The following is a 13,804-nucleotide window of genomic DNA, read 5'->3' on the forward strand; positions in this document are numbered from 1 at the left end:
CGGTGGGTGAGGGCTTGTCGCGCAGTTCCCCGCGTCCCTTCAGGTCGGCTCAGCCCCCGGCGTCTACCACTTCGGTGGGCTTGCGATGGAGCGGGCCAGTACGTCGTCGAGGACCTGTGCCGTCTGAGGGACGTCCAGCTGGGAGTTGTCGATGATCGGCAGGCCCGAGCCGTACCAGCCCGCCATGCGGCCGTGGATGCGAGCGACCTCCTCGTCGGTGAGACGGCGGTTGCCCGTGCGCTCGGCGTTGCGCTCCAGGACGATCTCCAGGCCGGGGAGCAGGACGACCGGCAGGAGGCCGGGGCCCACGTGGCGCTTCCAGCCGCCCAGGCCCACCACCGGCCGGTCGGGGAAGACCGCGTCGTCGAGGATGCACGAGATGCCGTTGGCCAGGTAGTTGCGCGCGGCGAAGCCGCAGGTGCGGCGGGCGAGGCGGTACTGGGCCTCGGAGTTGTCGTTCCACCCGGACTGAGGGTCGGCGAAGCCGGAGCGGACCCATTCGCGTACGTCATCGAGGCTGATGTGGGCCGTGGGGACCCGGCGGTGGTCCGCCCAGTATTTGGCGACGCTCGTCTTGCCTGCTCCCGCGGGCCCGATGAGCAGTACCGCAAGAGTCGTGGCCGACGGGTCGGGGGCCGCCGTCGCGGGCGGGGTGCTCGGCATGGCGACGGGGCAGCCGGGCGGCAGCGGCACATGGCCCGTGGTGTCGGGCGTCGGCGGGGCCTGGACATGCTGGGACGCGGCCGGGACCGGTCCGGGGGATGTGAAGCCCGGCGCCGGGGGCGGCGGGGGCACGGGGACCGATCCCTGGTGGGGGGCGGAGCCCTGGTGCGAAGCGGGTCCCTGGTGCGGGGCGGGTCCCTGGGGCGCGCCCGGGTGGTGCTGACCCGGGTGTTGTGCGGCCGGCGACCAGCCGTGCCCCGGCTGGTGGGGCGGCGGCAGCGGAGAACCCACTGCATGCTGCATCCGGTGCCACTCCGTCTCGTCTTCCATGGCCATTGGCGCTGGCAGCAGGGCACGAACCCCGCTCTCCCCCACTACCCGGAAGGCGTGGGAGACCCCATCCGAACGGTACCGCCCCCGGCCGCCGTTTGGTGAACGGCCGGGGGCGGTCTGAAGTGCCCATCGCCACAGGCGAATCGGACGGAAAGGTGGTTCGGTGGACTTACTGGCCGACCTCGCCGTACGCGGCGAGCAGGACGGCCGGGTCCGGGCCCTCCAGGACGGTGGGCTTGGCCAGGCCGTCCAGGACGATGAAGCGCAGCAGATTGCCGCGGGACTTCTTGTCGACCTTCATGTTCTCCAGCAGCTTGGGCCACTGGTCGTGGCGGTAGTACAGCGGCAGGCCGACCGATTCGAGGATCGTGCGGTGGCGGTCGGCCGTCGCCTCGTCCAACCGCCCGGCGAGACGGCCGAGTTCGGCGGCGAAGTGCATCCCGACGGAGACCGCCGCGCCGTGCCGCCACTTGTAGCGCTCGTTCTTCTCGATGGCATGGCCGAGCGTGTGGCCGTAGTTGAGGATCTCCCGCAGGCCCGACTCCTTCAGGTCCGAAGAGACGACCTCGGCCTTGACCCGGATGGAGCGCTCGATCAGCTCGGCGGTGTGCGGGCCGGCGGGGGTCCGCGCGGCCTGCGGGTCGGCCTCGATCAGTTCCAGGATCACCGGGTCGGCGATGAAACCGGCCTTGATGATCTCCGCGAGACCGGAGACGTAGTCGTTGACCGGGAGGGACTCCAGCGCGGCCAGGTCGCACAGCACGCCGGCCGGCGGGTGGAAGGCGCCCACGAGGTTCTTGCCCTCGGCGGTGTTGATGCCGGTCTTGCCACCGACGGCGGCGTCGACCATGGCGAGCACGGTGGTCGGGACGGCGACCCAGCGCACCCCGCGCAGCCAGGTCGCGGCCACGAACCCGGCGAGGTCGGTGGTGGCGCCGCCACCGACGCCGACCACGACGTCGGAGCGGGTGAAGCCGGACTGTCCGAGCGCCTTCCAGCAGTAGGCGGCGACCTCTGCGGTCTTGGCCTCCTCCGCGTTCGGCACCTGGATCGCGACGGCCTCATAGCCCTGCTCGGCCAGGTCGGCCCGCAGCGCCTCGCCGGTCCCGGCCAGCGCCTCCGGGTGGACGACGGCCACCCGCTTGGCCTTGCCGCCGATCAACCCGCCGAGCTCGCCCAGGAGTTGATGGCCCACCAGAACCTCGTACGGCTCACTGCCCGCCGTGCCGCCGACCTGGATCCTCGTAACGGGCGCTGCCATGACGTCCTCCTGCCGGGGGCCCGGGGGTTGGCCCCCGGGAGATGCAGTCTTCAACTCCAGTGCGTCCAGGGCGATTTCGGTGACCTCTTCGGGCGTACGGTCATCGGTCGCGACGACGGCCGTGGCGACCTCCTCGTACAGGTGCCGGCGTGCCTCCATCAGCTCGCGCCACTGCTTGCGCGGGTTGACCGCCAGCAGCGGGCGGGCCGCGTTCAGGCCGGTCCGCTTGACCGCCTCCTCGACGTCCATCGACAGGTACACGACCCGCCGGCCCGCGAGCAGCGCGCGCGTGTCCGCGTCCAGGATCGATCCGCCGCCGAGAGCGAGGACACCGTCGTGCCCCGCCAGCGCCCGGTGCACGGCCGCCTTCTCGACGGCACGGAAGGCGGGCTCACCCTCGTCGACGAAGATCTCGGCGATGGTCCGGCCCTGCTCGGCGACGATGTCGTCGTCGGTGTCCCGGTAGGTGACCCCCAGCCGCTCGGCCAGCAGCTGCCCGACGGTGGACTTGCCCACCCCCATCGGGCCGACGAGGACGACCAGCGGCCCGCTCATCGGATGGCGAGGTTGTCGAGGTACGAGGTCACGTTGCGGCGGGTCTCGGCGACCGAGTCGCCGCCGAACTTCTCCGCCACCGCGTCCGCGAGCACGAGGGCCACCATGGCCTCGGCGACGATGCCGGCGGCCGGGACCGCGGACACGTCGGAGCGCTGGTGGTGCGCCTGCGTCGCCTCGCCGGTGGTGACGTCCACCGTCTGCAGGGCGCGCGGCACGGTCGCGATCGGCTTCATCGCGGCGCGGACCCGCAGCAGCTCACCGGTGGTCAGGCCGCCCTCGGTGCCGCCGGAACGGCCGGAGACACGGCGGATGCCCTCGGGCGTCTTCACGATCTCGTCATGCGCCTTGGACCCGGGGACGCGCGCGAGCTCGAAGCCGTCGCCGAGCTCGACGCCCTTGATGGCCTGGATGCCCATGAGCGCGCCGGCGAGGCGGGCGTCGAGCTTGCGGTCCCAGTGGACGTGCGAGCCGAGGCCGACGGGCACGCCGTAGGCAAGGATCTCGACGACACCGCCGAGGGTGTCGCCGTCCTTGTGGGCCTGGTCGACCTCCGCGACCATCGCCTTCGAGGCGTCGGCGTCGAGGCAGCGCAGCGGGTCGGCGTCCAGCTTCTCGACGTCGGCCGGCGTCGGGTACACACCCTGTGGGGCCTTCACGGAGCACAGCTCGACGACATGGCTGACGATCTCGATGCCGGCCGTTTCCTTGATGTACGACCGGGCCACCGCGCCCAGCGCCACGCGGGCGGCGGTCTCACGGGCCGAGGCGCGCTCCAGGATCGGCCGGGCCTCGTCGAAGCCGTACTTCTGCATGCCGGCGAGGTCGGCGTGGCCGGGACGCGGGCGGGTCAGCGGCGCGTTGCGGGCGAGGCCCGCGAGGATCTCCGGGTCGACCGGGTCGGCCGCCATGACCTGCTCCCACTTCGGCCACTCGGTGTTGCCCACCATGATCGCGACCGGGGAACCGAGGGTGAGGCCGTGCCGGACGCCGCCGAGGAAGGTGACCTCGTCGCGCTCGAACTTCATCCGCGCACCGCGTCCATAACCGAGCCGGCGCCGGGCCAAGTGGTCCGCCACCATCTCCGTGGTGATCGGCACGCCGGCGGGAAGGCCCTCCAGCGTCGCCACGAGTGCGGGACCGTGGGACTCCCCCGCGGTCAGCCAGCGCAACCTGCTCAACGGTGCTCCTCAGTGCTCGCGCCCTGGTACTGCCCTGCGTACGCGTGTCCTCGCGTACGTCGACGGCGCGACCAAGTGCGCGGCCCTGGCCCGCCACCTTCGATCCTCCCACGTCCGGGCCGAGTGCCCGGCCGCCGGTCCACCAAGCGGACGGCGGATGGACATCGCCGTGCGCCGGAGGATCACACGGAGCCGTTGCCCCGGCTCTGTTGCGGAGCGTACGAGCCGAGGAAGTCGGCACCGCTCGGCTCCTGCGACGGCGGCCGCACCGCCTGCTGGGGAGCGTACGGCCCCAGGTAGTCGGAGCCCCTGCCCTGGCCGTGCTGCGCCGCCGCGGGAACGGCCTGTCCGTCACGCGTCGCACGCCGACGGTCGATCTTGCGCTTCAGCTTGAAGACCCATGACCCGAGGACGAGGAGCACGATCAGGACAAACACGGGGATCTGCACCCAGTCCGGCATGAACTTCAGGACGATCTCGAATATCTCGCCCTTGCCGGACGCCAGCGACACATCAGTGGACACGGCTCGTACTCCCCGTCGGACCGCTCCGCCCCCTGCGGAACTCAGCGGATCCTAGCGCCCCGCGAGAGCGCGCTCGCCCGCTTGCCGCACGGCCTCCAGGGGCCCCGGTACACGGCCGGTCATCTGTTCCACCTGGAGCACCGCCTGGTGGACCAGCAGGTCGAGCCCGCTGACGACGGCTCCGCCGTACATGGACCAGCGAGCCGCGAGAGCGGTCGGCCAGGGGTCGTAGAGCACGTCGAACAAGGTGGCGGGGCGCTCCGGTACGGCGGAGGCGAGGGCGTCGGTCGCACCGGCCGGCGTGGTCGCGATCACCAGCGGCGCGCGCAGCGCCCGGTCCGCGTCGGCCCAGTCCGCCGTACGGAGCTCGACGTCGAGCCGCTCGCCCCACTGCCGCATCTCGGCGGCGCGGGCCTCGCTGCGTACGTACACCACGACCTCACCGGTGCAGATGCGCGCGAGGGCGGCCAGCGCGGAGGAGGCCGTGGCGCCGGCGCCGAGGATCGCAGCCGAGTCGACCTGTTCGATGCCGCGCTCCCGCAGCGCGGCGACCATCCCGGGGATGTCGGTGTTGTCGCCGACGCGGCGGCCGTCCTCGGCGAAGACGACCGTGTTGACCGCCTCGACCGAGGCCGCCGTCTCGCTGATCTCGTCGAGCAGCGGAAGGACGGCCCGCTTGAGCGGCATGGTCAGCGACAGCCCGGCCCACTCCGGCCCGAGTTCCGCGAAGAACTTGGGCAGAGCCGCCTCGTCGATCTCGAACCGGTCGTAGGACCAGTCCACGAGCCCCAGCTCCTGGTACGCGGCCCGGTGCAGCGCCGGGGAGAGGGAGTGGGCGATGGGCGAACCGAGCACGGCGGCCCGGCGGGCGTCAGTTGCCCGTGCTGTCATGGAACCTGTCCTTGAACCTGTGGAAACTTCGCTGTCCGACGTCAGTCCTTGTTCCGCGACGCGTTGAACTGCTGGACCAGCTTGTCGTGCTCCGCGAGCGTCTTGGTGAACTTGCTGGTCTTTCCGTCCAGCGAGATGAAGTAGTACCAGCCTTGCTTCGTCGGATTCAGCGCGCCCTTGAGCGCCTCTTCACCGGGGTTGTCGATGGGACCGGGCGGCAGCCCCTTGACGTAGTACGTGTTGTACGGGTTGTTGTACTGCCTCAGCTCGGCGATGGACAGGTCGATCTTGCTCTGGTTCTTCACGTAGTTGTACGTGGAGTCGAACTCCAGAGAGCCGTAGGTCTCGGGATTCCCGGGCTTGAGGCGGTTGTAGACGACCTCGGCCATCTTGCGGAAGTCGTCGTGGCTCGTGCCTTCGGCCTGAGCCAGGCTCGCCACCGTGAGCAGCTGCCAGGGGTCATCGAGTCCCAGACTCTCGGCCTTCTTCTCCAGGCCCAGCGCCTCGTACTTCTCCGTGGCCCGGCCGACCATCTCCTTCAGGACGGTTTCCGGCTTCTGTCCCTTGCTGGCCGCGTAGCTGGAGGGGTAGAGGAACCCTTCCAGCGGGTCCTTCAGATCGGGGTGGTTCAGCGCCCAGTCGGGCAGGCCGAGGTCCTTGTACTTCTTCTTCGCGACGCTCGCCGTGGTGCCCTCCGCTACGCCGAGGCGCGTGTCGATCAGCGCGTAGACGGCGGTGTTGCGCGACCCCTCGGCGATGATCAGGTTGTCGCGGCTCTCCGGGCTGAGCATCAATTCGACCGCACTCGCGGCCGACATCTGCTTCTCCAGCGTGTAGACGCCGTCCTGGATCGATTTGCCGTTAGGGTTCGAGTTCTGCGCGGAAACGAACGCGTCGACGCTCTGGATGACGTCGGCCGCCTTCAGCTTCTGTCCGATGACATATCCGCCCGCCCCCTTGGGGATGACGACGGTGACCTGCTCACCGTTGCCGTCGCCCGCATAGTCGGGCGCCGCGCCGAAACGATCCTGGTAAAACTGGTATCCGAAATATCCGACTCCGGCCACGCCTGCGCCGAACACCAGACCGACCACCAGACAAGACATCCCGCTGCGCCGCTTCTTGGGCTTTCCGCCCCGGCCCCGGCGATCGCCGCGCCCGCGGCCGCCTCCCGACTCGTCGTCGGCATTGTCTTCGTCCTCGTCGCCGCCACCGGCGAAGAAGGCGTGTTCGCCCTGGTCAGGGCCGGGATCCCAGTCGGTCTCGGGCGGCTCCGGCTCGGCTTGCCGCCGGCTCGGCGGCGCCGGCGGCGGGTACGCGTCGGGTGTGCCGTAGTAGTCCTGCTGCTCACCGCCGTACGCCGCGGCCTGCTGCCCGTAGGGGTCCGACGGGTCGGGGTACTGAGCGTGCGCGTGTGTGCCGTTGCCCCAGCCGTTGTTGTTGTCGTACGACTGCTGCCCCTGGCCCGCGTACTGCTGCTGTTCGTACGGATGCGGGTACTGCCGGCCCTGCTCCGGGTACTGCTGACCCTGCTGCTGGTACTGCTGCGCATGACCGTATGCGTCCTGCTGGCCGTTGCCCCAGTCGCCGTAGTGCTGCGGCTGCTCCGGATAGTGCTGCGGCTGGCCGCCGTAGGCAGCCTGCTGGCCCGTGTGGGCCTGCTGCCCTTCCCATCCGCCGTCCCCGAACAACGGGTCCTCGGGATGCCACGGTTCGGAGCCAGGGCCCCGGCCATACTCAGTCATCGATCCCCTAGAGCCGCGAGGCGGCGGTCACGCGGCTGGTGTAGATCCGGCTCCCGTCCCGCCTCTTTTTGTGCGTCGGCTGTTCGAAAACCGGCGCATCGCGCGGAACGTTACCGTATCGCGATCAGATGACCACTTCGACGCCCTCTCCGGGAGCTTTACCTGACACCCGTTCGGATTCGAGCGCCTGCTGCAAGATGATCACAGCGGCTGCCTGGTCGATCACGGACCGGCCCTTCTTCGACTTCACGCCCGAGGCGCGCAGTCCCTGACTGGCCGTCACGGTCGTCATCCGCTCGTCCACGAGCCTGACCGGTACGGGCGCGATCATGCGTGCCAGTTCCTGGGCGAAGCCCCTGACCTTGACCGCGGCCGGGCCCTCGCCCCCCTTGAGGGAGCGAGGGAGACCGACGACGACCTCGATCGGCTCGTACTCCTCGACGAGTTGCCCGAGGCGGCGGTGGGCTGCCGGGATGTCCCGGCCCGGGACCGTCTCCACCGGGGTGGCGAGGATCCCGTCGGGGTCGCACGAGGCGACCCCGATGCGGGCGTCACCGACGTCGATCGCCAAGCGACGGCCGCGGCGCATGCCCCGGCCGTCGCCGCTCGCCTGTGTCTCGGCGCTCACTTGGCCGATTCCGCCACGAGGCGTTCGACGGCCTCGACGGCCTCGCCGACGGCGGCCGGGTTCTGACCGCCGCCCTGGGCGACGTCCGGCTTGCCGCCACCGCCGCCGCCGAGGGTCTTGGCAGCCGTACGGACCAGGTCGCCGGCCTTGAGGCCACGCTCGCGGGCGGGCTCGTTGGTGGCGATGACGGTGAGCGGCTTGCCGTTGTTCACCGTGAACAGGGCGACCACGGCGGCGCGTCCGCCCTGGATACGGCCGCGTACGTCGAGGACCAGCTTGCGCAGGTCGTCCGGCGTGGTGCCGTCCGGGACCTGACCGGTGACGACGGCGATCCCGTGGATGTCCTTGGCGGACCCGGCGAGACCGGCCGCGGCCTGCAGGACCTTCTCGGCACGGAACTTCTCGATCTCCTTCTCGGCGTCCTTCAACTTGCCGAGCATGGCGGAGACCTTCTCCGGGAGCTCCTCCGGGCGACCCTTGATCAGCTCCTGGAGCTGGGCGACGACGGTGTGCTCACGGGCGAGGAAGTTGTAGGCGTCGACGCCGACGAGCGCCTCGATACGGCGCACACCGGAGCCGATCGACGACTCGCCGAGCAGCTTCACCAGGCCCAGCTGGGCGGTGTTGTGCACGTGCGTGCCGCCGCACAGCTCCTTGGAGAAGTCGCCGATGGTCACGACACGGACGCGCTCGCCGTACTTCTCGCCGAACTCGGCGATGGCGCCCTGCTTCTTGGCCTCGTCGATGCCCATGACGTCGGCGCGGACGTCGAGGTCGCGGGCGAGGACCTCGTTGATCTTCTGCTCGACGTCGGTCATCACGGCCGTCGGAACGGCGGACGGGGAACCGAAGTCGAAGCGGAAGCGACCGGGCTGGTTCTCGGAACCGGCCTGCGCGGCCGTCGGGCCGAGGGCGTCGCGCAGGGCCTGGTGGGTGAGGTGGGTGGCCGAGTGGGCGCGGGCGATGGCCCTGCGGCGGAGCGAGTCGATGGAGGCGTGGGCCTTGGCACCGACCGTCACCTCGCCGACCTGGACGACGCCCTTGTGGACGTACACGCCGGGGACCGGCTTCTGGCAGTCGCGGATCTCGATGACGGCACCGGTGTCGACCTTGATGCGGCCGGTGTCGCCGATCTGACCGCCGCCCTCGGCGTAGAACGGGGTGCGGTCGAGCACGATCTCGACCTCGTCGCCCTCGGTGGCGGCCGGGGAGGAGGCGCCGTCGACGAGGATGCCGACGATCGTGGACTCGCCCTCGGTGTCGCTGTACCCGATGAAGTCGGTCTCACCGACCTTGTCGGCGATCTCCCGGTAGGCGCCGGCACCGGCGTGGCCGGTCTTCTTGGCCTGGGCGTCGGCCTTGGCGCGCTCCCGCTGCTCCTTCATCAGGCGGCGGAAACCGTCCTCGTCCACGGACAGCCCCTGCTCGGCGGCCATCTCCAGGGTGAGGTCGATCGGGAAGCCCCAGGTGTCGTGGAGCAGGAACGCCTTGTCGCCGGGCAGGACCGCGGAGCCGGAGGCCTTGGTCTCGGAGACGGCGGTGTCGAGGATGTTGGTGCCGGCCTTCAGCGTCTTGAGGAAGGCGTTCTCCTCGGCGACGGCGACCTTCTCGATGCGCTCGCGGTCGGTGACGAGCTCGGGGTACTGCTGGCCCATCATGCCGATGACGACGTCGATCAGGTCCTTGACGACCGGACCGGTGGCGCCGAGCAGACGCATGTTGCGGATCGCGCGACGCATGATGCGGCGCAGCACGTAACCGCGGCCCTCGTTGCCGGGGGTGACGCCGTCGCCGATGAGCATCACCGACGTACGCATGTGGTCGGTGACCACGCGCAGGGAGACGTCCGAGCCGTGGGCGTCGCCGTACGCGACACCGGTCAGCTCGGTGGCCTTCTTGATGACGGCCATGGAGGTGTCGATCTCGTACATGTTCTGCACGCCCTGCAGAATCATGGCGAGACGCTCGAGGCCCAGGCCCGTGTCGATGTTCTTGCTGGGCAGTTCGCCGAGGATCTCGAAGTTGTCCTTGCCGACGCCCGCGCCGCGCTCGTACTGCATGAAGACGAGGTTCCAGATCTCCACGTACCGCTCGTCGTTGACGGCGGGGCCGCCCTCGACGCCGAACTCGGGGCCGCGGTCGTAGTTGATCTCGGAACAGGGGCCACAGGGGCCGGGGACGCCCATGGACCAGTAGTTGTCCTTCATGCCGAGGCGCTGGATGCGCTCCTTGGGCACGCCGACGACCTCGTGCCAGATGCGCTCGGCTTCGTCGTCGTCCTTGTAGACGGTGATCCAGAGCTTCTCCGGCTCCAGGCCGTAACCACCCTTGTCCTGGGGGCTGGTGAGCAGCTCCCAGGCGTACTTGATGGCGCCTTCCTTGAAGTAGTCGCCGAAGGAGAAGTTGCCGCACATCTGGAAGAACGTGCCGTGGCGGGTGGTCTTGCCGACCTCTTCGATGTCGGGCGTGCGCACGCACTTCTGCACGCTGGTGGCGCGCGCGAAGGGCGGCTTGACCTCACCCAGGAAGTAGGGCTTGAAGGGCACCATGCCGGCCGGGACGAGGAGCAGAGTCGGGTCGTCCGCGATGAGCGACGCCGAAGGGACGACGGTGTGCCCGCGCTCCTCGAAGAAGCTCAGCCAGCGGCGGCGAATCTCGGCCGACTCCATCAGTGGTCCTCATTCCGGTTGTTCGAGTACGTCGTCCTGTCGACGTACTTCGGGTTGGTGCGGTTCTCGATGGCGGCGATGCGCCGGGGTGCGGGGAGCTCGGGGTCGGTGTTGATGCCCAGGGCGTCCCCCAGCTCTTCCTCCCGCTGGGCCATGTTGTCGCGGACGTCGAGCGCGAAGCCCACCGCGCGGTCCTTGAGCCGGTGACCGGCCTCGAGCGCCTTGTTCGCCGCGGTCGCGGCGAGGCTCTCGGGGGTCAGCTGCTTCAGCTTCCGGTTGACCTTGGTGGTGGCCCACACACCGGCGGCGACGCCCGTGCTGAACCAGAACGTACGGCGGAACATGCTGGGTCTCAGTCCCTCTTCCCGCGGAGGTTTCGCTTCTCCCGTCGCGCGCCCGGAACCGTGCGGCCCACGATCACGGTGCGTCGGGGCGCCTTGGCCGGCGCGTCGTCCTTGCGTCCGCCGAGGGCCCGGCGCACGCCGTACCCGAAGGCCGCGACCTTGACCAGGGGGCCGCCGAAGGTGGAGGCGACGGTGGTCGACAGGGCGGAGGCGTTCGACGTGACCTCCTGGACGTCGGAGGCGATCGCGTCGACCCGGTCGATCTGGGTCTGCGCGGAGCGCACCGCCGTGGAGGCCTCTGCCAGGAGCGGGACGGCCTGGTCCGTCACGTCCGCGACGAGCTTGGTGGTCGCCCTGAGCGTCTGGGCCAGCCTCGCCAGCGCGACGGCGAGGAAGGAGACCAGGATCGCCCAGAACACGGCCACCAGGATCCCGGCAACCTCTCCACCGGACACTGTGTGCACCCGCTCCCTGAAACGTGCCTCTACATCGGTCTACATCGAAAAAGTCGTGCACCGAGCCTATCGCGCCGGGGGTGCCGCTCTGCACCGGATTACCACCCGCGCGGAGCCGAGTTGCCGGAAGTCCGACCGTGCACATGCGAAAGCCCGCCGCCCCGCCCGCCCGGAAGGGCGGGGAGACGACGGGCTCAGGCGCAGAAGTCCTACGACCGCTGAAGGATCAACGGGCGTAGTACTCGACGACGAGCTGCTCGTCGCAGATCACCGGGATCTCCTTGCGGTTCGGCTCACGGTCCAGGCGGAACGCCAGGGCCTTGAGGTTCACCTGGAGGTAGCGCGGGGTCTCGCCCTCGGGGGCGAAGCCGCCCTCACGGGCGATGGAGAAGAGGGTCTTCTCGCGGCTGCGCTCGCGGACCATCACGACGTCGTCGGGACGGACGCGGAACGACGGCTTGTCGACCTTGCCGCCGTTGACCTCGATGTGGCCGTGCACGACCATCTGACGGGCCTGGTAGATGGTGCGGGCGATGCCCGAACGCAGGACCAGGGCGTCGAGACGACGCTCGAGCTCGATGATCAGGGCCTCACCGGTCTTGCCCTGAACCTTGGAGGCACGCTCGTAGGCGCGGACGAGCTGACGCTCGGACACGTCGTACTGCGCACGCAGACGCTGCTTCTCGAGCAGACGGACCTTGTAGTCCGAGTTCTGCTTGCGGCCACGGCCGTGCTCACCCGGCGGGTAGGGACGGGCCTCGAAGTACTTGACGGCCTTCGGGGTCAGCGCAATGCCGAGGGCACGCGACTTCTTGACCTTGGGGCGGGACTGGTTCGCCACTTCTTTTCCTTTTCCTGTTTCGGCTGCCTCAGAGTTACGGGAGGTCGCAATCCGCAGCCGGGGGAATTCCCGACAGGTCCGCGAGGGACTTGCCAGGCAGCCGCTCCCCTGGTCTGGGCACATACGTGCAGCACACGAACGGCCCACCGACCGGTCCCGGAACTGCGGGTGGTGGTGGGCTGCCCGCGACACCTACGACGGTGCGCGACGCTCCTGGATCAACAGATCCGGCTGGTTGTCCCGCCTGAGGCGCCGACCGGAGCCGGACACGGGACTCAGCACTTCGAGGGATTCTACAGGCTGGTCAGGACCGCCTGCGACCGAGGTGCTTCCTGGTCCACTCCACGGCATCGGCGTACCGCGCCTCGGTGCCGTGCCGGGTGGGCTCGTAGTACTCGCGGTCCTTGATGGCGTCCGGGGCGTACTGCTGGGCGGCGATGCCCTCGGCCAGGTCGTGGGGATACACGTACCCCTGCGCGTGCCCGAGTTTGGCGGCGCCCTTGTAGTGCCCGTCGCGCAGGTGGGGCGGGACCGGGCCGGCCAGTCCCTTGCGTACGTCGTCCAGGGCGGCGCCGATCGCGGTGGTCGCGGCGTTGGACTTGGGGGCGAGGGCGAGGGCGATGGTGGCGTGGCTGAGGGTGAGGGCGGCCTCGGGGAAGCCGATCATGGCGACGGCCTGGGCGGCGGCGACCGCGATCGGCAGGGCGTTCGGGTCGGCGAGGCCGATGTCCTCGCTGGCGGAGATCATCAGGCGGCGGGCGATGAAGCGGGGGTCCTCGCCGGCCTCGATCATGCGGGCCAGGTAGTGCAGGGCGGCGTCGACGTCGGAGCCGCGGATGGACTTGATGAGGGCGCTGGCCACGTCGTAGTGCTGGTCGCCGTCGCGGTCGTACTTCACCGCCGCCCGGTCGACGGTCTCCTCCAGTGTCTGCAGGCCGATCTCCGTCTCGCCCTGGTCGAGCGCCGCCCCGGCGGCCGCCTCCAGGGCGGTCAGGGCGCGGCGGGCGTCGCCGCCGGCGATGCGCAGCAGGTGGGCCTCGGTGTCCTCGGGGAGGGTGACTGCGCCCCCCAGGCCGCGCTCGTCGGTGAGGGCCCGGTGCAGGAGGCCGCGCAGGTCGTCGTCGGTGAGGGGTTCGAGGGTGAGGAGCAGGGAGCGGGACAGCAGGGGGGAGATGACCGAGAAGTACGGGTTCTCGGTGGTCGCCGCGATGAGGGTCACCCAGCGGTTCTCGACGGCCGGGAGGAGGGAGTCCTGCTGGGCCTTGCTGAAGCGGTGGATCTCGTCGAGGAAGAGGACGGTCTCCTTGCCGAAGCCGCCGGTGGCGCGGCGGGCGCCGTCGATGACCGCGCGGACCTCCTTCACCCCGGCGGTGATGGCGGAGAGCTCGACGAAGCGCTTGTTGGTGGCCTTGGAGACGACGTACGCCAGGGTGGTCTTGCCGGTGCCGGGCGGGCCCCAGAGGATCACCGAGGAGGGTCCGGCGGGGCCGCCGCCTGATTCGCCGACGAGTCTGCGCAGGGGCGAGCCCGGCTTCAGCAGGTGCTGCTGGCCCACCACCTCGTCCAGGGTGCGCGGGCGCATGCGCACCGCCAGGGGACTGCCGGCGGGGTCCTTCTCCTGGCGTTCTTCTGCGGCGGCGGTGAACAGGTCGGGCTCCACGCTGAAACCCTAAATCACCGCACTGACAATCCCGCCCGCGCCCGGAGAGGCCCG

12 protein-coding genes and 1 pseudogene are annotated in these 13,804 nt (G+C 70.2%); all 13 read right to left on the reverse strand.

Going from position 1 to position 13,804, the window contains the following annotated elements:
• Nucleotides 1–63: 63 nt before the first annotated feature.
• The 13 genes and pseudogenes from AB5J49_RS08630 to AB5J49_RS08690 all read right to left on the reverse strand — a co-directional run bounded on the left by AB5J49_RS08630 (nucleotide 64) and on the right by AB5J49_RS08690 (nucleotide 13,750).
• Entirely contained in the window at nucleotides 64–966 is a 903-nt protein-coding gene (locus tag AB5J49_RS08630; RefSeq protein WP_369167936.1) for a Pro-rich N-terminal domain-containing protein, read from the reverse strand.
• A 199-nt stretch (nucleotides 967–1,165) separates the two neighbouring features.
• The gene (aroB, locus tag AB5J49_RS08635) at nucleotides 1,166–2,257 is read right to left on the reverse strand and encodes a 3-dehydroquinate synthase (protein WP_369175081.1); all 1,092 of its coding nucleotides are present in this window, start codon (nucleotides 2,255–2,257) and stop codon (nucleotides 1,166–1,168) included.
• Nucleotides 2,258–2,374: 117 nt separating this feature from the next.
• A pseudogene (locus AB5J49_RS08640) lies at nucleotides 2,375–2,812 on the reverse strand (shikimate kinase); the annotation flags it as partial.
• Complete coding sequence (aroC, locus tag AB5J49_RS08645) at nucleotides 2,809–3,993, reverse strand: chorismate synthase (protein WP_369167937.1); 1,185 nt, start codon at nucleotides 3,991–3,993, stop codon at nucleotides 2,809–2,811. The pseudogene AB5J49_RS08640 and the gene aroC, both read right to left, overlap by 4 nt.
• Before the next feature lie 182 nt (nucleotides 3,994–4,175).
• Complete coding sequence (locus AB5J49_RS08650) at nucleotides 4,176–4,517, reverse strand: hypothetical protein (protein ID WP_369167938.1); 342 nt, start codon at nucleotides 4,515–4,517, stop codon at nucleotides 4,176–4,178.
• A 51-nt stretch (nucleotides 4,518–4,568) separates the two neighbouring features.
• A complete protein-coding gene (locus AB5J49_RS08655) occupies nucleotides 4,569–5,408 on the reverse strand; it encodes a shikimate dehydrogenase (RefSeq protein WP_369167939.1) in 840 nt (279 codons plus the stop codon).
• A gap of 41 nt (nucleotides 5,409–5,449) precedes the next feature.
• A complete protein-coding gene (gene mltG, locus AB5J49_RS08660) occupies nucleotides 5,450–7,153 on the reverse strand; it encodes an endolytic transglycosylase MltG (protein WP_369167940.1) in 1,704 nt (567 codons plus the stop codon).
• Nucleotides 7,154–7,277: 124 nt separating this feature from the next.
• Nucleotides 7,278–7,742 (reverse strand): Holliday junction resolvase RuvX, encoded by a 465-nt coding sequence (ruvX, locus tag AB5J49_RS08665; RefSeq protein WP_369175082.1) that lies wholly within the window; start codon nucleotides 7,740–7,742, stop codon nucleotides 7,278–7,280.
• A gap of 35 nt (nucleotides 7,743–7,777) precedes the next feature.
• Nucleotides 7,778–10,450 (reverse strand): alanine--tRNA ligase, encoded by a 2,673-nt coding sequence (alaS, locus tag AB5J49_RS08670; RefSeq protein ID WP_369167941.1) that lies wholly within the window; start codon nucleotides 10,448–10,450, stop codon nucleotides 7,778–7,780.
• Nucleotides 10,450–10,794, reverse strand: coding sequence for a hypothetical protein (locus tag AB5J49_RS08675; protein WP_369167942.1), 345 nt, complete (start codon nucleotides 10,792–10,794; stop codon nucleotides 10,450–10,452). Before AB5J49_RS08675 ends, alaS begins: the two co-directional genes overlap by 1 nt.
• A gap of 8 nt (nucleotides 10,795–10,802) precedes the next feature.
• Entirely contained in the window at nucleotides 10,803–11,249 is a 447-nt protein-coding gene (locus AB5J49_RS08680; protein ID WP_369167943.1) for a DUF948 domain-containing protein, read from the reverse strand.
• A gap of 226 nt (nucleotides 11,250–11,475) precedes the next feature.
• Entirely contained in the window at nucleotides 11,476–12,090 is a 615-nt protein-coding gene (gene rpsD, locus AB5J49_RS08685; RefSeq protein WP_030053239.1) for a 30S ribosomal protein S4, read from the reverse strand.
• Nucleotides 12,091–12,394: 304 nt separating this feature from the next.
• Nucleotides 12,395–13,750 carry a replication-associated recombination protein A gene (locus tag AB5J49_RS08690; protein WP_369167944.1) on the reverse strand — a complete coding sequence of 452 codons (1,356 nt, stop codon included), beginning with the start codon at nucleotides 13,748–13,750 and terminating at the stop codon, nucleotides 12,395–12,397.
• Nucleotides 13,751–13,804 lie beyond the last annotated feature (54 nt).

Source organism: Streptomyces sp. R28, assembly GCF_041052385.1.
Taxonomy (GTDB): Bacteria; Actinomycetota; Actinomycetes; order Streptomycetales; family Streptomycetaceae; genus Streptomyces.

Bases quoted from the DNA above. Each gene is read 5' to 3' on its own strand.
- AB5J49_RS08630 (WP_369167936.1), bottom strand. From the start codon at position 966: ATGCAGCATGCAGTGGGTTCTCCGCTGCCGCCGCCCCACCAGCCGGGG.
- aroB (WP_369175081.1), bottom strand. From the start codon at position 2,257: ATGGCAGCGCCCGTTACGAGGATCCAGGTCGGCGGCACGGCGGGCAGT.
- AB5J49_RS08655 (WP_369167939.1), bottom strand. From the start codon at position 5,408: ATGACAGCACGGGCAACTGACGCCCGCCGGGCCGCCGTGCTCGGTTCG.
- mltG (WP_369167940.1), bottom strand. From the start codon at position 7,153: ATGACTGAGTATGGCCGGGGCCCTGGCTCCGAACCGTGGCATCCCGAG.
- ruvX (WP_369175082.1), bottom strand. From the start codon at position 7,742: ATGCGCCGCGGCCGTCGCTTGGCGATCGACGTCGGTGACGCCCGCATC.
- alaS (WP_369167941.1), bottom strand. From the start codon at position 10,450: ATGGAGTCGGCCGAGATTCGCCGCCGCTGGCTGAGCTTCTTCGAGGAG.
- AB5J49_RS08675 (WP_369167942.1), bottom strand. From the start codon at position 10,794: ATGTTCCGCCGTACGTTCTGGTTCAGCACGGGCGTCGCCGCCGGTGTG.